General features: G+C 73.6%; 18 protein-coding genes. 12 read left to right on the forward strand and 6 right to left on the reverse strand.

What is annotated here, in order from left to right; genetic code table 11:
- Positions 1-132 precede the first annotated feature (132 nt).
- Genes ACIF6F_RS24355 through ACIF6F_RS24365 form a run of 3 tightly spaced genes read right to left on the reverse strand, consistent with a single transcriptional unit; the run spans position 133 to position 2,952 of the window.
- Positions 133-1,428 (reverse strand): coenzyme F420-0:L-glutamate ligase, encoded by a 1,296-nt coding sequence (locus ACIF6F_RS24355; protein ID WP_399950126.1) that lies wholly within the window; start codon positions 1,426-1,428, stop codon positions 133-135.
- Positions 1,425-2,378 (reverse strand): 2-phospho-L-lactate transferase, encoded by a 954-nt coding sequence (gene cofD, locus ACIF6F_RS24360; protein ID WP_399950129.1) that lies wholly within the window; start codon positions 2,376-2,378, stop codon positions 1,425-1,427. The genes ACIF6F_RS24355 and cofD overlap by 4 nt, the downstream gene beginning before the upstream one ends.
- A 13-nt stretch (positions 2,379-2,391) precedes the next feature.
- Positions 2,392-2,952, reverse strand: a complete 561-nt coding sequence (locus ACIF6F_RS24365) for a cysteine dioxygenase (protein WP_399950132.1) — start codon at positions 2,950-2,952, stop codon at positions 2,392-2,394.
- A 588-nt stretch (positions 2,953-3,540) separates the two neighbouring features.
- Here ACIF6F_RS24365 and ACIF6F_RS24370 point away from each other — a divergent pair.
- The 3 genes from ACIF6F_RS24370 to ACIF6F_RS24380 all read left to right on the forward strand — a co-directional run bounded on the left by ACIF6F_RS24370 (position 3,541) and on the right by ACIF6F_RS24380 (position 9,458).
- Positions 3,541-3,804 carry a WhiB family transcriptional regulator gene (locus ACIF6F_RS24370; RefSeq protein ID WP_003983763.1) on the forward strand — a complete coding sequence of 88 codons (264 nt, stop codon included), beginning with the start codon at positions 3,541-3,543 and terminating at the stop codon, positions 3,802-3,804.
- Between the two features lie 273 nt (positions 3,805-4,077).
- Positions 4,078-7,983 (forward strand): glycosyltransferase family 2 protein, encoded by a 3,906-nt coding sequence (locus ACIF6F_RS24375; RefSeq protein ID WP_399950135.1) that lies wholly within the window; start codon positions 4,078-4,080, stop codon positions 7,981-7,983.
- Complete coding sequence (locus tag ACIF6F_RS24380) at positions 7,980-9,458, forward strand: DUF5719 family protein (RefSeq protein WP_399950138.1); 1,479 nt, start codon at positions 7,980-7,982, stop codon at positions 9,456-9,458. The genes ACIF6F_RS24375 and ACIF6F_RS24380 overlap by 4 nt, the downstream gene beginning before the upstream one ends.
- Before the next feature lie 41 nt (positions 9,459-9,499).
- On the opposite strand, the gene ACIF6F_RS24385 is transcribed toward ACIF6F_RS24380, so the two are convergent.
- Complete coding sequence (locus ACIF6F_RS24385) at positions 9,500-9,961, reverse strand: metallopeptidase family protein (protein ID WP_399950216.1); 462 nt, start codon at positions 9,959-9,961, stop codon at positions 9,500-9,502.
- Between the two features lie 269 nt (positions 9,962-10,230).
- Between ACIF6F_RS24385 and ACIF6F_RS24390 the strand changes: the two genes are divergently transcribed.
- The 6 genes from ACIF6F_RS24390 to ACIF6F_RS24415 all read left to right on the forward strand — a co-directional run bounded on the left by ACIF6F_RS24390 (position 10,231) and on the right by ACIF6F_RS24415 (position 16,059).
- Positions 10,231-10,653 (forward strand): DUF3499 domain-containing protein, encoded by a 423-nt coding sequence (locus ACIF6F_RS24390; RefSeq protein ID WP_399950219.1) that lies wholly within the window; start codon positions 10,231-10,233, stop codon positions 10,651-10,653.
- 153 nt (positions 10,654-10,806) lie between these two features.
- Positions 10,807-12,171, forward strand: coding sequence for a phosphomannomutase/phosphoglucomutase (locus ACIF6F_RS24395; protein WP_399950142.1), 1,365 nt, complete (start codon positions 10,807-10,809; stop codon positions 12,169-12,171).
- Positions 12,172-12,410: 239 nt separating this feature from the next.
- Complete coding sequence (locus ACIF6F_RS24400; RefSeq protein WP_399950145.1) at positions 12,411-12,593, forward strand: Trm112 family protein; 183 nt, start codon at positions 12,411-12,413, stop codon at positions 12,591-12,593.
- A 43-nt stretch (positions 12,594-12,636) separates the two neighbouring features.
- A complete protein-coding gene (locus ACIF6F_RS24405; RefSeq protein ID WP_399950148.1) occupies positions 12,637-13,770 on the forward strand; it encodes an SIS domain-containing protein in 1,134 nt (377 codons plus the stop codon).
- A 117-nt stretch (positions 13,771-13,887) separates the two neighbouring features.
- Positions 13,888-15,057 (forward strand): mannose-6-phosphate isomerase, class I, encoded by a 1,170-nt coding sequence (gene manA / locus ACIF6F_RS24410; protein ID WP_399950151.1) that lies wholly within the window; start codon positions 13,888-13,890, stop codon positions 15,055-15,057.
- Positions 15,058-15,129: 72 nt separating this feature from the next.
- Entirely contained in the window at positions 15,130-16,059 is a 930-nt protein-coding gene (locus ACIF6F_RS24415; protein ID WP_399950154.1) for a cation diffusion facilitator family transporter, read from the forward strand.
- Positions 16,060-16,145: 86 nt separating this feature from the next.
- On the opposite strand, the gene ACIF6F_RS24420 is transcribed toward ACIF6F_RS24415, so the two are convergent.
- Entirely contained in the window at positions 16,146-18,200 is a 2,055-nt protein-coding gene (locus ACIF6F_RS24420; protein WP_399950157.1) for a fructose-specific PTS transporter subunit EIIC, read from the reverse strand.
- A gap of 339 nt (positions 18,201-18,539) precedes the next feature.
- Here ACIF6F_RS24420 and ahcY point away from each other — a divergent pair, with 339 nt between their 5' ends.
- Both ahcY and ACIF6F_RS24430 read left to right on the forward strand, forming a co-directional pair.
- A complete protein-coding gene (ahcY, locus tag ACIF6F_RS24425) occupies positions 18,540-19,976 on the forward strand; it encodes an adenosylhomocysteinase (RefSeq protein WP_399950160.1) in 1,437 nt (478 codons plus the stop codon).
- 128 nt (positions 19,977-20,104) lie between these two features.
- On the forward strand, positions 20,105-20,725 hold the full coding sequence (locus ACIF6F_RS24430; RefSeq protein ID WP_399950163.1) for a hypothetical protein: 621 nt from the start codon (positions 20,105-20,107) through the stop codon (positions 20,723-20,725).
- Here the strand turns inward: ACIF6F_RS24430 and ACIF6F_RS24435 are convergent, their stop codons facing one another.
- Positions 20,726-21,751, reverse strand: a complete 1,026-nt coding sequence (locus ACIF6F_RS24435; protein ID WP_399950166.1) for an RDD family protein — start codon at positions 21,749-21,751, stop codon at positions 20,726-20,728.
- A 120-nt stretch (positions 21,752-21,871) separates the two neighbouring features.
- On the opposite strand from ACIF6F_RS24435, the gene ACIF6F_RS24440 reads away from it, so the two are divergent.
- Positions 21,872-22,879, forward strand: a complete 1,008-nt coding sequence (locus ACIF6F_RS24440) for a stage II sporulation protein M (protein ID WP_399950169.1) — start codon at positions 21,872-21,874, stop codon at positions 22,877-22,879.
- Positions 22,880-23,193 lie beyond the last annotated feature (314 nt).

Raw genomic sequence — 23,193 nt, forward strand, 5'->3', positions numbered from 1 at the left:
ACGGGTAGCCGGCCCGAGACGACGGCCGGCCCGAGACGCTGGCCGGCCCGAGACGCCGCCCGGCCCGAGGCCGGGCGGGGCGGCGCAATTCCCGCCCTGCCCGGCACCGGCACCGGCCCACCCCGGAACCCGCTACCGCACCTCGACGAACGCCTCCGCGTCCCGGTCCGGGCGGGGGCCCGGGAGAGTGGTCGGGTGGCCGATCGCCACCGCGCCCATGGGCTCCCAGTCGTCCGGGAGGCCCAGTACCTTGCGGACCACGTCGCGGCAGAACATCGTCGACGAGACCCACGCCGAGCCCAGGCGTTCCGCGGCCAGGGCGACCAGGAAGTTCTGGACGCCCGCGCCCGTGGCGACCACGAACATCTCGCGCTCCGCCGCGTCCCGGCGGGCGTGCCCGTAGTGGTGGGCGCCGTCCATGACCATGCACGGGACGGCGAGGTACGGGGCGTTGCGCAGGACGTCGCCCCGCCGCACCCGCTTCGCGATGGATTCCGGGGACTTCCCGTCCCGTTCCAGGTCCGCGATCCACGCGTCCCGCATCGCGTCCAGCAGTTCCACCCGCGCGGTCGCGGACTCCAGGAGGACGAACCGCCACGGCGTCGTGTGGTGCGGGGCGGGGGCGGTGACGGCGGCGGCCACGGCCCGCCGTACCGCGCCCGGGTCCACCGGCTCGTCGGTGAAGGAGCGGACCGTGCGCCGCTGCGTCACGGCCTCCCGGATCGCCTCCGAGGTGCCCAGCCGGAACATGTCGTCGGCGGCGGACCGGATCAGCTCGGCCGCCGTGCCCTCGCCGAGCACGTCACGGCCGAGGCCCCGCACCACCGCCACCGGCAGCCCGCCGGCCTTGCCCTTGACCAGGTCGCCGGCGGCGGCCAGTTCGTCGGCGGTGGCGACCACGGTGGCGCTCAGCGGGTTGCCGTACGCGTCGGTGCCGCCGCGCAGGTCGTCGAGGACCCGTACGCCGGCCGCGCCGATGGCCACGTCGGTCAGCCCGGCGCGCCAGGGGCGGCCGAAGGTGTCCGTCACGATCACGCCGACCGTGACGCCGAGCCGCTCCCGCAGCCCCTCGCGGATGGCCCGCGCCGAGGCGTCGGGGTCCTCGGGGAGCAGCAGGACGGTGCCCGGCCCGGTGTTGGACGCGTCGACCCCGGCGGCGGCCATCACCAGCCCCTGGCGGTTCTCCACTATGCGCAGGGCGCCGCGGCGCGCGACCACCCGTACCGTCTCGGCGTCGATCGCCGCCTCGCGCGAGTCGGCGGTGACGATCCGGCCCTCGGCCTTGGAGACGATCTTCGAGGTGACGAGCAGGACGTCCCCGTCGAGCAGGTCGGGGGCGGCGGCCGCGATCAGCGCGGCGAGGTCGTCGCCGGGCCGTACCTCGCCGATGCCGGGTACGGCCCAGACGCGGATGGCCGGTGCGGTCACCGGGTCTCCTCGGCCAGCTCCAGGGCCTCGCGGGCCATCACGGCGGTGGCCTCCAGGTCGGTCATCATCAGCGGCACCGCGCGGCAGCGGATGCCGGCCGCCTCGACCTCGGCCACGGCGTCCGCGTCGCTGCTGTCGACCAGCCAGCCGTCCAGCAGGCCGGTGCCGTAGTGCTTCGCCACCGCCGCGGCCGTGGACTCGACGCCCACCGCGGCCAGCACCTTGTCGGCCATGCCGCGCACGGGTGCGCCGCCGACGATGGGGGAGAGGCCGACCACGGGCGCGGCCGCGGCGGCCACGGCCTCGCGGATGCCCGGCACGGCGAGGATGGTGCCCACCGACACCACCGGGTTCGACGGCGGGAAGAGGATCACGTCGGCCGCCTCGATCGCCTCCAGCACGCCGGGTGCCGGCTTGGCATGGTCGGCGCCGACGGGTACGACGGCCTGGGCGTCCACCGAGGCCCGCAGCCGCACCCAGTACTCCTGGAAGTGGATGACGCGCCGCTCGCCGCCGTCCTCGACCGCGACATGGGTCTCGACCCGGTCGTCGGACATGGGCAGCAGCCGGACGCCCGGCCGCCAGCGGTCGCACAGGGCCTCGGTGACGGCGCTGAGCGGGTAGCCGGCGGACAGCATCTGGGTCCGCACGATGTGGGTGGCGAAGTCGCGGTCGCCGAGGCCGAACCAGGTGGGGCCGACGCCGTACGCGGCGAGCTCCTCCTTGACGGTGAAGGACTCGTCGGTGCGGCCCCAGCCCTGCTCCTCGTTGATGCCGCCGCCGAGGGTGTACATCACCGTGTCGAGGTCGGGGCAGACCTTCAGACCGAACAGGTGAATGTCGTCACCGGTGTTGCCGATGACCGTGATGTCCGCGTCGGGCGCGGCCGACTTCAGTCCGCGGAGGAAACGTGCCCCGCCGATACCGCCTGCCAGAACAACAATGCGCATGCCCCGCAGTCTGTCAGGCGCGGACGGTGTCCAGTGTGGCCGGGGAGCACTGAGAGGCACCCGTGCCGCCCTCGTGCATCGGCATCTCGGTCAGGCCCGGGAAGTAGACGTGCAGGCTGACGGCGGGTTCGAGGGAGTCGTTGACGACCTCGTGGACGTACCCGGGGGCGAACACGCGCTGGGCGCCGGCCGCGAGCGTGCGGCGGCCGCGCTCGGTGCGCTCGGTCAGCCCGCCCTGAAGGACGGTCAGCACGCCGGACGAGCCGCCGTGGTCGTGCAGTCCGCTGCCCTGTCCCGGCACCCAGCTGAGCAGCCACACCTCGTAGCCCGGGCCTGTGGTCAGGCGGTGGTACCAGCGGCTGGTGGCGTCGTACTCGACCAGGTGCTCCCACTGCGCGCGGTCGCCGGCGATCGAGCGGGCCAGGCCGACGAAGTCGGCGACGGTGGCCGGGTGCTCCCTGGCGGGCTGGAGGAGGTGCTGGACGGCGAGGATGTCGCCCGCGATCTGGAGGTCGCTGTCCATCCGGAGGTCCAGCTGGGGGGCTGTCTGGAGGGTGTTGCTGCTGCTGTTCATGTGCGGGGGTTCCTCGGCAGGAGTACGGGCTGTCGGGGTGTCGCAAGGACGGCTCTTCAACGAGCCAGTGCGGCTCGTACGCGAGCCAGGGGGAGAAAGCCGGACGCTCTACGGCATCAACAGCTGCAACAGCAACAGCGGACCAGGGCAGCGCTCAGGAGCCCACGAAGGGGGGTCCGGGAGTGCGCTGCGGTCGCTGACATGAAAACAAGGAGAGCGGGTTTGGGGAGCGACTGTCAACCCAATGTCCGGTTTGAGGGAAAAGTTTCACCTCATCCGGTTACTGTGTGCGGAGAAAGGTTTGTGCAGACACGCCCAGGGCAAGTGCGGCTGCAACCCGGGCGCGTCGTGACGCGTCCGTTATGGGTGACGCTGCGGACGCCGGTGACGCATGTGGCATGTGTCACGATTTTTGGCGATATGAACACTTTCTGTATACGCTTGGTTCCGCAGAGTGAATAAGGGGCCCAATAGCAGATCTCGGCTTGACTGCCCCGGATACGCACACTTGTAATTTCACTCGTGTCGTTCGGCCGGAAATCGGCGGCGGCAACATCACGGGGACGCGAAGACAGACGAGGGGCGCACATGACCGAGCTGTTTCAGGAACTGCTGGTCGAGGAGGCGGACGAGGAGCTCGGATGGCAAGAGCGCGCCCTGTGCGCCCAGACCGATCCCGAATCCTTTTTCCCCGAGAAGGGCGGCTCGACCCGCGAGGCCAAGAAGGTCTGCCTCGCCTGTGAGGTCCGCTCCGAGTGCCTCGAATACGCCCTCGCGAACGACGAGCGCTTCGGCATCTGGGGCGGTCTGTCCGAGCGTGAGCGCCGTCGCCTGAAGAAGGCCGCCGTCTGACCGGAAACCGAAGCTTCCGCCACGCGCCCTGTCCCGCGTGACGGCGCATCGTACGAACCGAGATCCGTACAAGCCTCACAAACGCCACGAGCCGCCAGCGGCACCGGCCATACAGACCAGCGGTCCGCCTCCTGCCCCTTCCCCGCAGGAGGCGGACCGCTTTGTGCGCAGCCGTTAGTGTGGGGCGCTGTCCAGCAGCCTCCCGGGGCCCAGCCCCCCGGACCCTCCCCGGCCCCGCCCGGGGACCCCCCAGCCCGGAGGGCCCGTACCGCGATGTCCGTGCACAGCCACTCGACGGCCCCCCATACGGCGGCCGCCGCCCCCGAGTTCCCGAGGCATGTCGTCACCGCGGTCCTGGTCGCGCACGACGGCGCCCGCTGGCTGCCCCAGGCGCTCGCCGGCCTCCAGGGCCAGGAGCGGCCCGTCCAGAACCACGTCGCCGCCGACACCGGCAGTGCCGACGACTCCGCCCGCCTCCTCGCCGACGCCTTCGGCGACGACCGGGTGCTCCACCTGGCCCGCCGCACCGGCTTCGGTGCCGCCGTCGACGAGGCCGTGCGCACCGCCGGCGTCCTCACCCCCGAGGACCTCCCGTACCTGAAGCGCCCCAGCGGCTGGGACCCCGTCAGCCGCACCTGGCGCGACGATGCGTACGACCTCCCCGAACTGCCCCACGGCGAGCCCGTCCAGTGGCTCTGGCTGCTGCACGACGACTGCGCGCCCGAGCCGGACGCGCTCACCGAACTGCTCCGCGTGGCCGAGGAGAACCCCGAGGCCGCCGTCATCGGCCCCAAGCTGCGCGGCTGGTACGACCGCAAGCAGCTGCTGGAGGCCGGCGTCAGCATCGCCCGCAGCGGCCGCCGCTGGACCGGCCTCGACCGCCGCGAACAGGACCAGGGCCAGCACGACGGCGTCCGTCCCGTCCTCTCCGTCTCCACCGCCGGCATGCTGATCCGCCGCGACGTCTACGAGGAGCTCGGCGGCTTCGACCGCCGCCTGCCCCTCATGCGCGACGACGTCGACCTGTGCTGGCGCGCCCACGCCGCCGGACACGGCGTCCTGGTCGCCCCCGACGCCGTCATGCGGCACGCCGAGGCCGCCGCCCGCGAACGCCGTCCCATCGACTGCGCCGGCCGCTCGGTCGCCAGCCCCCACCGGGTCGACAAGTCCGGCGCCGTCTACACGATGCTGGTCAACTCCCGCGCCGCCGCGCTCCCCTACGTACTGCTGCGCCTCGTGCTCGGCACCCTCGTGCGCACCCTCGCCTACCTCGTGGGCAAGGCCCCCGGCCAGGCCGTCGACGAGGTGCGCGGCCTCCTGCGCACCCTCCTCGTGCCCGGCCGCATCCTCGGCGCGCGCCGCCGGCGCGGCCGGTCCACGGTCCCCGCGGGCGAACTGCGGCCCCTGTTCCCGCCGCCCGGAGCCACCCTCCGCGCCACGGTCGAGCAGGTCGCCGGGTACCTCGGCAGCGGCTCCGACGACGCCTCCGGAGGAGCGGGCCGCCACGGCGGTGCCGTCGAGTCCGGCCCCGGCGGCGACGACGCGGACTTCCTGGAGATCGAGCAGTTCGCACGCCTGAAGCGGATCGCCCGCAAGCCGGCGCCCGTCCTCTTCGCCCTGCTGCTCGTGCTCTCCCTCGCCGCCTGCCGCGAACTCCTCAGCGGGGGCTCGCTGATGGGCGGCGCGCTGCTGCCCGCGCCCCCCGGCGCCTCCGGGCTCTGGAGCTCGTACCTCGACGCCTGGCACCCCGTCGGCACCGGCGGCACCGCCACCGCGCCGCCCTACCTCGCGGTGCTCGCCGCGCTCTCCGGACTGCTCCTCGGCAGCACCCAGCTCGCGCTCACCGTGCTGCTGGTCTGCTCCGTGCCGCTGGCCGGCCTCACCGCGTACTTCGCCTCCCGGCCGCTCGTCGAGTCCCGGCTGCTGCGCGCCTGGGGCGCCGTCGCGTACGCCTTCCTGCCCGCCGTCACCGGAGCCCTCGCCGGCGGCCGCCTCGGCACCGCCGTGCTCGCCGTGCTGCTGCCGCTGCTCGCCCGGTCCGCCGTGGCCGCGTACGGCTTCGGCGGCTCCGACGGCGCCCGGGGCAGCTGGCGCGCGGTGTGGACGTACACCCTGCTCCTCACCCTCGCCACCGCCTTCACCCCCGTCGCCTGGCTGTTCGCGGCGGTCCTCGGGGTCGCCGCCCTCGTCGTCAACCGCTCGGCGCTCAAGACCCACGCGCCCCGCCTGCTCGCGAACCTGGCCGTCCCCCTCCTCGTCCTCGCCCCCTGGTCCCTGACCCTCCTCACCGACCCGGCCGCCCTCCTGCGCGAGGCCGGCCTGCCGTTCGGGACCGGCTCCGCGACCGCGCTCGACCTGCTCGGCATCAGCCCCGGCGGCCCCCGCACCGCCGGCGGCCTGCTGCTCGTCGGCGTCGTGCTCGCAGCCCTGGCCGCCCTGCTGCGCGAGGAGCGCGCCTTCACCGTCCGCGCCGCCTGGGCCGTAGCCCTGACCGGCCTGGCCGGAGCGGTGGTCCTCAACCGCGAGGGCTGGGCCGGACCCGCCACCCTCGTCTACGGCATCGCGCTGCTCACCGCCGCCGCCGTCGGCGCGGAGGGTGTACGCACGCGGGTCGCGGCCCAGAGCTTCGGCTGGCGCCAGCCCCTCGCCGCCCTCATCGCCCTCGCCGCCGCGGCCGGACCGCTGCTCGGCGCCGCGGGCTGGGTGATCAGCGGTGCCGCGGGCCCCGTCGAGCGCCGGGACCCGGTCCAGGTGCCCGCCTTCGTGGCCGAGGAGAGCCGCACCCGGGACCAGGCCCGCACCCTCGTCCTCGGCGGCGACTCGCCCGCCAAGGTCGCCTACACCCTCGTCCGGGGCTCCGGCGGACAGCTCGGCGACGCCGAGATCGCCGCGGCCACCGGCGGCGACGCCCGCCTCGACAAGGTCGTCTCCAACCTCGTCGCCGGCTCCGGCGCCGACCAGACCGACCAGCTCGGCGCCTTCGCCATCCGCTACGTGCTCGTCCGCGACGGCGCCCCCAAGCAGGTGGGCCGGGTCCTCGACGCCACCCCCGGCCTGAGCCGCCTCAGCCAGCTCGACGGCAGCGCCCTGTGGCGGGTGGACCGCCAGGTCGCCCGCGCCGTGATCATCTCCGGAAAGTCCGGCGACGACCCCATCCCGGTCGCCTCCGGACCGGTCGAGGCGCACACCGAGATCCCGGCCGGGCCCGCGGGCCGCGTGCTGCGCATCGCCGACACCGCCGCCCCCGGCTGGCACGCCACGCTCGACGGGCACGAGCTGACGGCCAGGCCCGTCGACGGCTGGGCCCAGGGCTTCGAGCTCCCCGGCGAGGGCGGCAGGCTCGACCTCGTGTACCGGGGCGACCTCGGCCACACCGCCTGGCACTGGGCCCAGGGCTCGCTCGCCGTGGTCCTGCTGGTGATGGCCCTGCCGGGCCGCCGCCGGGAGCTGGACGACGACCTGCCGGAGGAGCCGGAGGCCCCCGCCGAGGGCGCCGACGGCACCGGCCGCCGCGCCCGCCGGCTGCGCGCCGAGGCCCAGGAGGCCGCGCCGGAGGCCGCCGCGTACGGCGAGACGGCCGACCCGTACGCCGCGCAGCCCGCGACGGACGCCGCCGACGCCTTCGCGGGCGTCCCGCAGCAGCCGTCGTACGGCGAGTGGGACACCCCGGCCCCCGCGTACGCCGACCAGCCGGCCCAGGAGGCCGCCGGGTACGCGTACGGGCAGGGCGGATACGAGGACCCCTTCGCCGGCACCCCGTACGAGCAGGGCGGCCAAGGCGGCCAGGGCGGCTACCGGCAGGGCTACGAGGAGACCCCGTACCAGGGCGGCTACCAGCAGCCCGGCTACGCCGACGGCCGCCCCGCGGCCCAGTACGGCACCGACCCCCAGGGCTACCCGTACGGCGGCGGCACCGGCCGGGAAGACGCGTACGACGGGCAGACCGGCGACGGCGCGTACGACCCGCACGGCCAGGACGGCGGGTACGGCCAGGACGGCGGGTACGGCCAGGACGGTGCCTACAGCCAGAACGGCGAATACGGCCAGAACGGCGAGTACGGCCAGGACGGCGCGTACGGCCAGGACGGCGCCCCGTACGACCCCCACGGCCACGACCCCCACGGCCACGACCCCCACGGCCACGAGAACCGGCGTCCCGACGGGAGCACCCAGCAGTGAAGCGCGCACCCCTGACCCTCGCCGCCGTGGCCGCGGCCCTCGCGGCCGTCACCGGCATCGCCTCGTTCACCGCGCCCGGCGAGCCCGGCGGCACCACCGCGAAGGCCGCCGTGCGGATGCCGGTCGAGCGGTCGGCGCTGCTGTGCCCCGCGCCCAGCGGCTCGGACGTCGCGGAGACCGCCTACACCTCGGTCACTCCCGCGGGAGGCTCCGGCCAGGCGTCCCCCGGCGGCAGGCCGGGCGCCCAGCTGCTCACCGCGGGCAAGACCGTCAAGCCGCTGCTCACCCTCAAGGAGCCCGGCAAGCCGGTGGCCGCCAAGGCCTCGGGCGCCGAGGCCCCGGCCCTGGCCGGCGCGGCCGAGGGCGCGCTCGCCCCGGGCTGGGCCGCGCAGCAGACCACGGTGGTCCCGGTCGGCTCCGCCCGCGGGGTGCTCGGGGTGGGCTGCTCGGCGCCCGACACGGACTTCTGGTTCCCCGGCGCGAGCACCGCCAAGACCCGGCAGGACTACCTGCACGTCACCAACCCGGACGACAGCACCGCCGTCGTCGACATCGAGCTGTACGGGCCGGACGGCAGGCTGAAGTCCGACTCCGGCGCGGGTGAGGGCATCCCGGTGCCCGCCAAGTCCTCCGTTCCGGTGCTCCTCTCGACGCTCACGGCCACGCCGTTCGCGGACCTCACGGTGCACGTCACCACGCGCACCGGCCGGGTCGGCGCGGCCGTGCAGGTCCTGGAGGACGGCGTCGGGGCCGACTGGCTGCCCGCCTCCGCCGACCCCTCGGGCGCGCTGGTGCTGCCGGGCATCCCTGCCGACGCGACCTCCGTACGGCTGGTCGCCTTCGCCACCGGCGACGACGACGCGGACCTCACGGTGAAGCTGGCGGGACCGGGCGGCTCCATCTCCCCGGCCGGCCACGAGCAGCTGCACGTGAAGTCCGGCATGACGGCCGTGGCCGACCTCAAGGACCTCACCCGCGGCGAGGCCGGCTCGCTGGTGCTGGCCCCCGCCGACGCCGGGCGCGCGGCGCCCGTGGTGGCCGCGCTGCGGGTGGTCCGGGGGACGGGCGAGAAGCAGGAGCTGGCGTTCGTGCCGGCCACCGGGCCGGTCGGCGACCGGGCGACCGCGGCCGACAACCGGGCGACCGGAGGCACCCTCTCGCTGACCGCGCCGGGCGCGGAGGCCGTCGTCAAGGTCACCGCCTCCGCGGGCACCGAGGCAGGGGAGCCGGCCACGAAGACGTACACCGTGAAGGCGGGTGCGACGCTGGCAGTGCAGCCGCCCGTGCCGGCCGGGCTCAAGGGCTCGTACGCGCTCACCGTGGAGACCGTCTCGGGCGGCCCGGTGCACGCCGCGCGCACCCTGGCGCTGCCCGCCGACGGCATCCCGATGTTCACGGTCCAGACGCTGCCGGACGACCGGGGCACGGTGGCCGTGCCCGAGGCGGAGCAGGACCTCTCGGTCCTGGGCGGCTGACCGCGCGGGGTCCCGGGAGCGCGCTGCGCCGCGGGACCCGGTCAGTCCTGCCCGTACCGCGGGTCGACGGTCTCCGGGGACAGCCCGAGCAGCTCCGCGACCTGCTCGACGACGATCTCGTGCACCAGCAGGGCACGCTCGTCGCGGTTCTTGGTGCGGATCTCCACCGGCCGCCGGTAGACCACGATCCGCGCGGGACCTCCCGCGCGGGCCTGGAACACCGCACCCAGGGGCACCGCCTCGTCGTTCCAGCCGCTCTCCGGGCCGCCCGGCCGCGGCACCTCGGCCACCATGAACTCCACGTCGGCCAGCTGCGGCCAGCGGCGCTCCAGCCGCTCCACCGAGTCCTGGACCAGGTCGCCGAACAGCTCCGCGCGGCTCGCGGACAGCGGGACCTGCGGCGGCGCGACGGGCCCGCGCATCCCGCGGCCGTGGCGGTCGCGGCGGCGCGGACGGGGCTCGGAGGGGCGCTCGGCCGACGGGGGCGGTACGGAACTGTCCATCACCCACGCAGGGTAGCCCCGACACGCCCCCGGGGCCGGGTGATCCACGGCCCGCACCGCATGTCGGAGCTTGAACATTCCGGCCAAGCTTTCGATCGTTTCCGGAACCTCCCCTGACCAACGATCTCGCCCTGATTGATGGGATTCGTACCGAGTGGTGACCGTGATCCGCGCCGGAGGTCGCCTCCCGGCCACCGCACCGCGCAGGTCAGGCCAGTTGCCGCCGGAGCCGGTATGGCCGAGATCACGCCACGACACGGGGGAGTGAGCTGGGGGAGAGTCGTCGCGGCCCGGTCAAGAGTGCGGTACCGTCCAACGTCGTGAGCCCTGTACGTCGCTGTTCGCGCACCGCGTGCGGCCGCCCTGCCGTCGCAACACTGACGTACGTCTACGCCGATTCGACCGCAGTCCTCGGCCCGCTCGCCACGTACGCCGAACCCCACTGTTACGACCTGTGCGCCGAGCACTCCGAGCGGCTGACCGCGCCGCGCGGCTGGGAGGTCGTACGCCTCTCCGACGGTTCCGCGCCCTCCCGCCCCAGCGGCGACGACCTCGAAGCGCTCGCCAACGCCGTGCGCGAGGCGGCCCGTCCGCACGGGCGGGCGGCGGAGGCGGGTGGCGGTTCCGGCCAGGGCGTGGTCTCCGAGACCCGCCGCGGCCACCTGCGCGTCCTGCGCTCGCCCGACTCCTGACGCGGGCCGGCTCCGACGCCCGACCCGGCCGGGCTCCGCCTCCCGGGGGGATCGGCTCGAAACCGACGGGACTCCGACAGCCACCCCACCGTTCGCATTCATCTCCTGCGGGTAGGTTGGGGCGAACCACCCAGGAGCTCAGGAGGGCAGGCCGTGGCTGCTGATCTGTCGCAGATCGTCAAGGCGTACGACGTACGCGGGGTCGTCCCCGACCAGTGGGACGCATCGCTCGCCGAGCTGTTCGGCGCCGCGTTCGTCCGCGTCACCGGCGCCACGGCGATCGTCGTCGGCCACGACATGCGGCCCTCCTCGCCCGAACTGTCGGGCGCGTTCGCCCGCGGCGCGGCGGCCCAGGGCGCGGACGTCACCGAGATCGGCCTCTGCTCCACGGACCAGCTGTACTTCGCCTCGGGCCAACTGGACCTGCCCGGCGCGATGTTCACCGCCTCCCACAACCCCGCCCAGTACAACGGCATCAAGATGTGCCGGGCGGGCGCGGCCCCGGTCGGCCAGGACACCGGCCTGACCGAGATCCGCGAACTGGTCGAGGGCTGGCTGGACGCCGGTGCCCCCGAACCCGCCGCCACGACCGGCGGGATCACCCGCCGCGACACCCTCGACGACTACGCCGCGCACCTGAAGTCCCTGGTGGACCTCGGCTCCATCCGGCCCCTCAAGGTGGTCGTCGACGCGGGCAACGGCATGGGCGGCCACACCGTGCCGACCGTCTTCGCGGGCCTCCCGCTGGACGTCGTGCCGATGTACTTCGAGCTGGACGGCACCTTCCCCAACCACGAGGCCAACCCCCTCGACCCGAAGAACATCGTCGACCTCCAGGCGCGCGTCCTCGCCGAGGGCGCCGACCTCGGCCTCGCCTTCGACGGCGACGCCGACCGCTGCTTCGTCGTGGACGAGCGCGGCGAGGGCGTCTCCCCGTCAGCGATCACCGCGCTCGTCGCCGCCCGCGAACTGGCCCGCCACGGCGGCTCCGGCACGGTCATCCACAACCTGATCACCTCCTGGTCCGTCCCGGAGGTCGTGCGCGAGCACGGCGGCACCCCGGTCCGCACCCGGGTCGGCCACTCCTTCATCAAGGAGGAGATGGCGCGCACCGGCGCGATCTTCGGCGGCGAGCACTCGGCGCACTACTACTTCAAGGACTTCTGGAACGCCGACACGGGCATGCTCGCCGCGCTGCACGTGCTGGCCGCCCTCGGGGGCCAGGACGGGCCGCTGTCCGGCCTGGTGGCCGCGTACGACCGCTACGTCGGCTCCGGCGAGATCAACTCCACCGTCGCCGACCAGACGGCCCGCACGGCCGCCGTGAAGGCCGCCTTCGCGGACCTGCCGGACGCCACCGTGGACGAGCTGGACGGCCTGACGGTCGCCACCGCCGACTGGTGGTTCAACCTGCGCCCGTCCAACACCGAGCCGCTGCTCCGCCTGAACGTGGAGGCCCGGGACGCGGACACCCTCGCCCGGGTCCGCGACGAGGTACTGGCGCTCGTCCGCGCGTAACACCCTCCCCGGGGCCGGACACCACACGTGACCGGTCCCGGGCCGCAGCGCGCGTACGGCCGGCCCCGCGCCGCACCGCGTACGGCCGGCCCCGCGCCGCACCGCGTACGGCCTGCCCCGCGCCCGCACCGCGTACGGCCGGCCCCGCGGCGCCCCCGCCCGGACCCGCCGAGCCGCACCCGGCCGCGTCCGGCGGTACGCTGACCTGGCCCAAACCGCATGTTCGAAAGGGACACCCCATGCCGCTCGAAGCCGGCCTCCTGGAGATCCTCGCCTGCCCCGCGTGCCACGCGCCGCTGCGGGACGAGTCGGCCGCCGACACCCCCGAGCTGATCTGCACGGGCACGGACTGCGGCCTGGCCTACCCCGTACGCGACGGCATCCCCGTCCTGCTCGTGGACGAGGCCCGCCGCCCCGCCTGACCCCTGACCGGTGCCGTAGCCCTGACGGACGTGGGAGGCCCCCATGCTGGACGAGTCCCTGCTCGACGCCCCTGAGGCCCTCGGCAGGGCCGACCGCCGCGGACTGCTCCGCGGCGCCGCCGAAGCCGGGGCCCGGGTCCGCACCGCGGCCCGGCACGCCGCCGAGGCGGGCCTGGCCGACCTGCGGCCCGACGGCCGCCCCCGCGCGGTCCTCATCGCCGGCCCCGGCACCGCCGCCACGGGCGTCGCCGACCTGCTGAGCGCCCTCGCGGGCGCCTCCGCGCCCGTGACCCGCCTGCACCCCACCGGAGTGGCCCCGGCCGCGGGCGCGCTGCGCTGGACGCTGCCCGGCTGGGCCGGGTCGGTGGACCTGCTGCTCATCGCCACCACCGACGGCTCCGAGCCCGGCCTCTCCGTCCTCGCCGAGCAGGCCTACCGGCGCGGCTGCACCATCGTGGCCGTCGCCCCCGAGCGCTCGCCGCTCAGCGAGGCCGTCGCTGCCGCCCACGGGCTCGTCGTACCGATGGCCAAGGCCCCGTACCAGGAGTACGACGACAGCGCCTCCGCCAGCCCCGGCGCGCTCTGGGCCCTGCTGACCCCGCTGCTCGTCCTCCTCGACCGGGTCGGCCTGATCTCCGCCGCCCCCGAGGAGCTCCAGAAGGTCGCGGACCGCCTGGACCACACCGCGGAGCGCTGCGGGCCCGCCATCGCCACGTACTCCAACCCGGCCAAGACCCTGGCCGCCGAGCTGGCCGACTCCCTGCCGCTCATCTGGACCGAGGGCGCGGCCGCCGGCCCCGCGGGCCGCCGCTTCGCCGCCGTGCTCGCCGAACTCGCCGGGCGCCCGGCCCTGGTCGCCGAACTGCCCATGGCCCTCCCCGCGCACGGCGTGCTGCTCTCCGGAGCCTTCGCCGGGGGCGCGGACCCCGAAGACTTCTTCCGTGACCGGGTCGAGGAGCAACAGGCCCTGCACGCCCGGGTCGTCCTGCTGCGTGACCGGCCGGGCGGCGGACTCACCGCCGCACCCGCCGCACGCGAACTCGCCCTCAGCCACGACACGGCCGTGAGCGAGCTCGAACCGGAGGAGGGCGGCGAGCTGGAGACGCTCGCCGAGCTCCTCGCCGTCACGGACTTCGCCACCGCCTACCTGGCGCTGGCCTCAGGGGGACGTTCATGACGGACGCAGCCGTGCATGAGCGGACGTACCCGACCGGGGGACCGGCCTGACCGGATCCCGGCCCGCGAGGCCGGGCCCGGTGGCCCTCCCCGGCTCCTCCTCCCAGGAAGACGACCGATGGACCGCCTCTCGAACACCGTCCGCCCCTACGCCTGGGGTTCCCCGACAGCCATCCCGGAACTGCTCGGCGTCACGCCGACGGGAGAGCCCCAGGCCGAGCTGTGGATGGGCGCCCACCCCGGAGCCCCCTCACGGGTGGACCGCGGCCGGGGCGAGACGGCCCTCTCGGAGCTGATCGCCGCCGACCCCGAGCGGGAGCTCGGCGCGGAGGCCGTCGCCAGGTTCGGCCCCCGGCTGCCCTTCCTCTTCAAGGTCCTCGCCGCGGGCGCGCCCCTCTCCCTCCAGGTCCACCCCGACCTCACCCAGGCCCGCGAGGGGTTCGCGGAAGAGGAACGGCGCGGCGTCCCCCTCGACGCCCCGCACCGGAACTACAAGGACGCCAACCACAAGCCCGAACTCGTCTGCGCGCTCACGCCCTTCGACGGCCTGTGCGGCTTCCGCGACCCGCTCAGGACCGCCGACCTGTTCGCCGCGCTGGAGGTCGACTCGCTCAAGCCGTACGTCGACCTGCTCCACGCCCACCCCGAGGACGCCGCCCTGCGCGAGGTCCTCACCGCCGTCCTCACCGCGGACCGCGCCGAGATGGCCCACACCGTCGCCGAGGCGAGCGCCGCCGTGGAACGCCTGGGCGGCGAGTACGCCCCGTACGCCAAGCTCGCCCACCACTACCCGGGCGACCCGGGCGTCATCGCCGCCATGCTGCTCAACCACGTGCGGCTCCAGCCCGGCGAGGCGATGTTCCTCGGCGCCGGCATCCCGCACGCGTACCTCGACGGGATGGGCGTCGAGCTGATGGCCAACTCCGACAACGTGCTCCGCTGCGGGCTCACGCCCAAGCACGTCGACGTCCCCGAACTGCTGCGGGTCACGCGCTTCGAGGCCGGCGACCCGGCCGTCCTGCGCCCGGAGGGCAACGGCGAGGAGGTGTACGACACCCCCATCGACGAGTTCCGCCTCTCGCGCCTGGTCCTCGCACCCGGCTCCGCACCCCGCCAACTCCCGGCCGTCGCCCCGCAGATCCTGCTCTGCACGGCCGGCGCGCCCGTGGTCCGCGGGGAGTCGGCGCAGGAGGTGCTGAGCCCGGGCCACTCGGTCTTCGTACCGGCGGGCGAGAAGGCCGAATTGTCCGGTACGGGCACGGTCTTCCGGGCCACCGTGGTGGTCTGACGTGGCGTTCCTCCCGACTGCTGCAACAATGTGCGGCCGAATCACCGGTCGGAGAAGGGACACCCTGCACCCATGAGCGCGTCAGGCGGAACCAAGGCGATCGTGGCGGCCCTCGCCGCCAACCTCGCCATCGCCGCAGCCAAGTTCGTGGCATTCATCTTCAGCGGCTCGTCGTCGATGCTCGCGGAAAGCGTCCACTCGCTCGCCGACTCCGGCAACCAGGGCCTGCTGCTGCTCGGCGGCAAGAAGGCCCAGCGGGAAGCGACGCCGCAGCACCCCTTCGGCTACGGGCGCGAGCGCTACATCTACGCCTTCCTCGTCTCCATCGTGCTGTTCTCCGTCGGTGGCATGTTCGCCATCTACGAGGGCTACGAGAAGATCAAGGACCCGCACGAGATCGAGCAGTGGTACTGGCCGATCGGCGTGCTCGTCTTCGCGATCATCGCGGAGAGCTTCTCCTTCCGCACCGCGATCAAGGAGTCGAACGAGCTGCGCGGCGGCCTGACCTGGATCCAGTTCGTCCGCCGCGCCAAGGCGCCCGAGCTGCCCGTGGTCCTCCTGGAGGACCTCGGCGCCCTGGTCGGCCTGGTCCTCGCCCTCGGCGGCGTCGGCCTCGCGCTGCTCACCGGCAACGGCGTCTGGGACGGCATCGGCACGCTCTGCATCGGTGTCCTGCTGATCGTCATCGCGATCATCCTGGCCGCCGAGACCAAGTCGCTGCTGCTCGGCGAGGCCGCCGGAGTCGAGGACGTCGAGAAGATCAAGGCCGCGATGGTCGACGGCGACACCGTCACCCGCCTCATCCACATGCGCACGCTCCACCTCGGCCCGGAGGAGCTGCTGGTCGCCGCCAAGGTCGCCGTCAAGCACGACGACACCGCCGCCGAGGTCGCCAACGCGATCAACGCGGCGGAAGAGCGGATCCGGGCGGCCGTGCCGATCGCCCGCGTCATCTACCTGGAGCCGGACATCTACCAGGAGCAGGCCGCGGCCGCCGAGTAGCGTCCCGGCCCCGAAGCCCGATGCCGGAGGCCCCCGCGAGCAACCGCCCGCGGGGGCCTCCGGCGTTCCCCGGTGGCTCCGTGCGGCTACCGGATCTCGCGGAGCACGTCGAGGATCGCGGGCTCGTCCGGCGCCGTCCCGAGCCGCTCCCGGAAGTCCGCGTCCATCAGCTTGCGCGACAGCAGGGCCAGGATCCGCAGGTGCTCGTCCCCGGCGGCCGCCTCCGGTACGGAGATCATGAAGACCAGCCGGGCCCGCGTACCGTCCAGGGCACCCCACTCGATGCCCGCGGAGGACCGGGCGAAGCCCACCGTGGGCCGGCTCACCGCGTCGGTCTTGGCGTGCGGGATGGCGATGGACTCGCCCAGGCCCGTGGTGCCCTGGGCCTCGCGGGCCAGTGCCACCCGCACCAGCCCGTCGACGTCCCGGACGTTGCCCGTGGTCGCCAGCATCTCGGCCATCTCCCGGATCGCCGCCTCCTTGGAGTCCGCGACCAGCTCCGTCCTGACGGTCTGCTCCGTGAGGTAGCCGGAGAGCACCTCGGGCGCGGTGTTTACGGGTGCGCCGGTGGCGGTGGCTGCGACGGTCGCGGTGACCGTGCCGGCCCCGGCGGCCGAACCGGCCCCCACGCCCGCGCCGACCAGCGCCGGCTCGGGAGTGGCGGAGACGGCCGGGGCCGCGGCGGCCGCGCCCTCCCGGCGCCGCTTGAGGTCGATCAGCGCGTTGGTGGCCAGGGCGGTGACGGCCGTACCCGCGGCGATGGCGACGAAGAACATCACGACCCCGCCGACCGCGCCGAAGAGCGCGACGACCGGACCGCCGTGCGGCACGGAGTCCTCGACCCCGGCGAGGCCCGCGAGCGCGCCGGCCACCGCACCGCCGAGCATGTTCGCGGGGATCACCTGGGCCGGCCGCGCCGCGGCGAACGGGATGGCGCCCTCCGAGATGCCGAAGAAGCCCATGAACAAGGCCGCGATGCCGGTCTCGCGCTCCTGGTCCGAGTAGAGCCTGCGGCGCAGCAGCGTGGCCAGACCCTGGCCGAGCGGCATCACGGGGATCGCCGCGGCGGCCATGCCCATCACGGCGTTGTTGGTGCCGATGAGGCCCACCGCGACCAGGAAGGCCGTCTTGTTGACCGGGCCGCCCATGTCGAAGGAGATCATCAGGCCGATGACGGCGCCCAGCAGGATCGCGCTGGAGCCGGTCATGCCGTTGAGCCAGTCGGTCAGGTGCACGAACACCCAGGAGATGGGCCGGCCGATGACGTAGACGTAGAGCAGGCCCAGGGTCAGCGTCGACAGGATCGGGATCACGATGATCGGCATGATCGGCCGGACGAATCCGGGGACCTTGACCTTCTTGATCCAGATCACCAGGTGGCCGGCGAGGAAGCCGGTCGCGATGGCGCCGAGGAAGCCCGCGTTCGCCTCCGCACCGTAGATGCTCACGGCGTCGGCGGCCAGGAAGCCGCCGATCATGCCGGGCACGAGGGCGGGCCGGTCGCCGAGGGCGTACGCGATGTACCCCGAGAAGATCGGCAGCATCAGCTTGAAGCCGAGACCGCCGAGGGCGTTCACGTAGAACCAGAAGGAACCCTCGTCGAAGACGATCCCCTTCGACGTGGAGTGGCCGCCCAGCGCGATGGAGACCGCCAGCAGCAGACCGCCCACCACGACGAACGGGATCATGTGCGAGACGCCGTTCATCAGCGCCTTGTACGCGGCGCTGCGCTCCTTGCCGCCGGGCCCGCCGGCCCCGCCGCCCTCACCGGCCGGCGCGGCCCCGCCCTCCGACTGGACCGGCGCACTCTGCACCCGCTCGATCAGCTCCTCCGGCCTGTGGATGCCGTCGGCGACCCCGACCGACAGGACCCGCTTGCCGGCGAAGCGGTCGCGGTCCACCTCCTTGTCGGCGGCGATGATGATGCCCTCCGCCTGCTTGACATCGTTGTCAGAGAGCACGTTCTCGGCGCCGATGGAGCCCTGTGTCTCCACCTTCATGCCGACGCCCAGGCGGTCGGCGGCCTGCTGGAGCTTCTCCGCCGCCATGTACGTGTGGGCGATCCCGGTGGGGCACGCGGTGACGGCGAGCAGCTTCAGGCGCTTCTGCCCTGCCCCGTAAGGGCCGGCCGGACTGGTCACTGGAATCTCCTCACGCCGTGGGTGCTGCGCGATCGCGCGAGCGGCACGATCCACTCGGCATCCTCCCCCGCTCAAGAGGCGGATCAAAAGTCCGAAAGGCCTGGAACCGGCACGCCAGAAGGCCCGAAGTCGCACCGCGGCGGTCGCCCGGTCGGCTGGGGCACGCTGGGCCGATCGGTGTAGATTCGTAAGCGGTGTCAGACGTCGCTGCTGATGGCGGGTCGGGCGATCCTCGTGATCGGCCGAGGGGAGAGAGGGCCTCCGACGGACTGCGCTGGTGCGCCCCCGAGGTGCACGGCTCAGCCGTACCCACCCTCTCCAACCTGAGGAGCAGCACGCATGGACTTCAAGGTCGCCGACCTCTCCCTCGCGGCGTTCGGCCGCAAGGAGATCACGCTCGCCGAGCACGAGATGCCCGGCCTGATGTCGATCCGCAAGGAGTACGCCGCCGCGCAGCCCCTGGCGGGCGCCCGCATCACCGGCTCGCTGCACATGACCGTGCAGACCGCCGTCCTGATCGAGACCCTGGTCGCCCTCGGCGCCGAGGTCCGCTGGGCCTCCTGCAACATCTTCTCCACCCAGGACCACGCGGCCGCCGCCATCGCCGTCGGCCCCAACGGCACCCCGGACAACCCGCAGGGCGTCCCGGTCTTCGCCTGGAAGGGCGAGACGCTGGAGGAGTACTGGTGGTGCACGGAGCAGGCGCTGACCTGGCCGAACACCCCCACCGGCGGCCCGAACATGATCCTGGACGACGGCGGTGACGCCACCCTCCTGGTCCACAAGGGCGTCGAGTTCGAGAAGGCCGGCCAGGCCCCGGACCCGTCCACGGCGGACTCCGAGGAGTACGGCCACATCCTCACGCTGCTGAACCGCACCCTCGCGGAGTCCCCGCAGAAGTGGACGCAGCTGGCCTCCGAGATCCGCGGTGTCACCGAGGAGACCACCACGGGCGTCCACCGCCTGTACGAGATGATGGCCGAGGGCACCCTGCTCTTCCCGGCGATCAACGTGAACGACGCCGTCACCAAGTCGAAGTTCGACAACAAGTACGGCTGCCGCCACTCGCTCATCGACGGCATCAACCGCGCCACCGACGTCCTCATCGGCGGCAAGGTCGCGGTCGTCTGCGGCTACGGCGACGTCGGCAAGGGCTGCGCCGAGTCCCTCCGCGGCCAGGGCGCCCGCGTCGTCATCACCGAGATCGACCCGATCTGCGCGCTCCAGGCGGCGATGGACGGCTACCAGGTCACGACGCTGGACGAGGTCGTCGAGACGGCCGACATCTTCATCACGACCACGGGCAACAAGGACATCATCATGGCCTCGGACATGGCCAAGATGAAGCACCAGGCGATCGTGGGCAACATCGGCCACTTCGACAACGAGATCGACATGGCCGGTCTCGCCAAGATCGACGGCATCGTGAAGGACGAGGTCAAGCCGCAGGTCCACACCTGGACCTTCCCGGACGGCAAGGTCCTGATCGTCCTGTCCGAGGGCCGCCTCCTCAACCTGGGCAACGCCACCGGCCACCCGTCGTTCGTGATGTCGAACTCCTTCGCGGACCAGACCCTGGCCCAGATCGAGCTCTTCACCAAGCCGAACGAGTACCCGACCGACGTCTACGTGCTCCCGAAGCACCTCGACGAGAAGGTCGCCCGCCTGCACCTCGACGCCCTGGGCGTGAAGCTCACGACCCTCCGCCCGGAGCAGGCCGACTACATCGGCGTCAAGGTCGAGGGCCCGTACAAGCCGGACCACTACCGCTACTGAGCCGGCACCCGGTACCCCGTACCGGACCGGCCCCGCAGCACCCAGCACAACAGGCAGGCCCCCCGCACCCCGTGCCGGGGGCCTGCCCCGTATCCGGAGCCCCACCCCGAGAGTTCTGAGGCCCATCCATGCCCCGCGGCCGTTATTCACTGCACGACCCGCACGACCACACCCCCCTCGGCGAGGAGCACTTCCACTGCGCGCCCGGCTCCTCCGGCTGGCGCTACGTCTCCCAGCTCACCGGCCCTTCCGGGGACCACCGCGGCTCCGTCGACCTGACCATCGACGACCTCGGCCGCCCCATCCGCCTCGAACTCCACGCCGCGAGCTGGCAGGTCCGCGGCGCCGCCCTCGAAGGCGTCACCTGGGTACGCACCGACCCCACCGGCACCGAGGCGACCGAGGGCAACGTCCCCGCCCACGCCTTCACCGGCGCCTCCCCGGCGTTCCTCGTGGCCGCCGCCCGCCTGCTGCGCCTCGCCCCCGGCGACCCGGCGAAGCGCGTACGCCTCGTCGCCTTCACCGACCCCGTCCTGGCACCCCGCACGCTGGACCAGGCGTGGGCCCTGCTCCGCAGCGAGGCGCACCCCACCGACAGCGGGCCGCTCATGGTGGACGAGTACCAGGTCAGCGAGCTGGACACCGGCGAGCAGCACACCGTGCACATCGCCGGCGACGTGGTCCTCTCCGCGCCCGGCATCGAGCTGGAGGACCTCGAAACCCCGCCCTCGCAGTTCCGGCCGGACTAGCTAGGCCGGCGGCGCGAACCCGGTGGCGGGCCGGTCGGGCGCCGGCGTCTCGGCCGGGGGAGCGGCAGGCACGGCCGGAGCCTGCGGCGCGTATGAAGCGGGCGGGCCGGACGACGCGGGCGGTCCGTATGAAGCGGGCGGGCCGTACGCCGCGGGCGGCACCACCTGGCCCCCCGGCGCCGCGAACGGCCCCGGAGCCTGGGCGACCGGCGCCGCGTACGGCGCACCCGCCCCCGGCACGTGCGGGACCGGAGCCAGCGACCCCCCGCCCCCGCCCCCTTCCCCGAAGGCACGCCGCGCGTCCCGCTCCCGGCGCTCGTGCACCACGGCCGCCAGGTAGGCCGCCGCCGGCACCCCGGGAGGCGCGGGAGTACCCGTACACGCCACCAGGTCGTCACCCAGCCGCGCCGCCATCGAGGCGCTGACGTGCGGATCCAGCTGGTTCATCCGCGTGAGGTACTGGCGGATCGCCAGCCACAGCCCCTCCGGCACGGCCGACAGGTCCAGCTGAGTGAACCGCCCGGCCAGCCACGGCGGCGGAGGCGGTACGTACGCGGCCCGCGCACCCGGCACCCGCTCGCGCACCACCAGCGTCCCCGCGAACACGTCCCCGACCCGCCGGCCCCGCGCCGAGACCAGTGACGCGATGATCGCCACCACCCCGAAGGTCATCAGCAGCTCGACCACGCCCATCGCCCCGCGCACGAGCGCGTGCCGGAACCGGATCGGCCCGCCGTCGTCCCGCACCACCCGCAGCCCGCAGACCAGCTTCCCCAGGGACCGGCCCCGGCTCAGCGTCTCCACCGCGATCGGCACCCCGACCAGCACGAGCAGGAACAGCGCGATCGAGATCGCCATCTGCGCCGCCTCGTCGAGCGAGGAGGTCGCGGCCACCACGACCGTCGTCACGACCAGGAACACCGCCCACTGGACGGCCAGGTCGATCACGATGGCCAGAGCCCGGCTCGGCAGCCGCGCGGGCCGAAGACCGAGGACGACCGCGTCGCCCGTCACCAGATCGCTCACCGATGCCCACCCTCCAAGCCGTGCCCCTTGGTCGACAAGTCTGCCAAGCTGACGTTCGTACGGTCAGCACCCGGGGCGGTACGCGAAGAACAACGGACCGCAGCGGGGAGCAGCAGCCGGATGGACCTCGACGTCTTCGTCACCGCCCACCAGGCCGAATGGCAGCGTCTGGAGCAACTGCTCCGCCGCGGCCGGAAGCTGACCGGCGCCGAGGCCGACGAACTCATCGCGCTCTACCAGCGCACGGCCACCCACCTCTCCCTGATCCAGTCCAGCGCGCCGGACCCGATGCTCACCGGACGCCTGACCCAGCTCGTCGCGCGCGCCCGCGCCACGGTCACCGGCACCCGCCGGGCCACCTGGCGCGACGCCGCCCGCTTCTTCACCGAGGGCTTTCCGGCAGCCGTGTACCGCAGCCGCCGCTGGTGGGTGCCCACGGCGCTGCTCTCGATCGCCCTCGGCGCGCTGATCGGCTGGTGGATCGCGGCGCACCCCGAGGTGCAGGCCGCCATCGGCGCGCCGACGGAGCTGCGGGAGATGACCAGGCCGGGCGGCGCCTACGAGACCTACTACTCCAGTCACCCTGCGACCTCCTTCGCCGCCCAGGTGTGGACGAACAACGCCAGGGCCGCCGCCATGTGCCTGGTCCTGGGCGCCTTCCTGGGCCTGCCGGTGATCTGGATCCTCTTCCAGAACATGCTCAACCTCGGCGTCGCGATCGGCCTGATGGGTTCGGCCGGCCGCCTGGACACGCTCCTGGGCCTGCTCCTCCCGCACGGCCTGCTGGAGCTGACGGCCGTGTTCGTCGCCGCGGGTACGGGCCTCCGCCTCGGCTGGACGGTCATCGACCCGGGCCCCCGCACCCGGCGGGTGGCCCTGGCCGAGCAGGGCCGCGCGGCCCTGGGCATGGCCATGGGCCTCGCGGTGGTGCTGTTCCTGTCCGGGATCATCGAAGCCTTCGTCACCCCCTCCGGCCTGCCGACCTGGGCCCGCATCGGCATCGGCGTCCTGGCCGAGGCCCTGTTCCTGGTCTACGTGTGGGTGCTCGGCGGACGAGCCGCGAAGGCGGGCGCGACGGGCGACCTGCAGGCCGCTGACCAGAGCTCATCACTGCCCGTCGCGGCCTGATGTGCGTACGAGCCCGTTGAGCTGCTAGTCTCCTCGTCGTCCCGCAAAGACCGTTGACACGGTCCGCGTGGGGAGGTAGATTCGAACGGTTGCCTCGAACTGGACAGTTCGACCGCGACGGTCTAATATCTCTCTCGCTCCCGGATGGAATTCGAATTCCACGGTCGGAGCACACCCCGACTCCTTTATCGGATCGACAAGCCGGAAAAACCCGGTGGAAAAGATCTGATAGAGTCGGAAACGAAGGAAGCGCCCGGAGGGCCCGGAAACGGGAACAAAGGAAGCGACCGCACCTTGAGAACTCAACAGCGTGC

Source organism: Streptomyces sp. NPDC086023, from assembly GCF_044540325.1.
Taxonomy (GTDB): domain Bacteria; phylum Actinomycetota; class Actinomycetes; order Streptomycetales; family Streptomycetaceae; genus Streptomyces.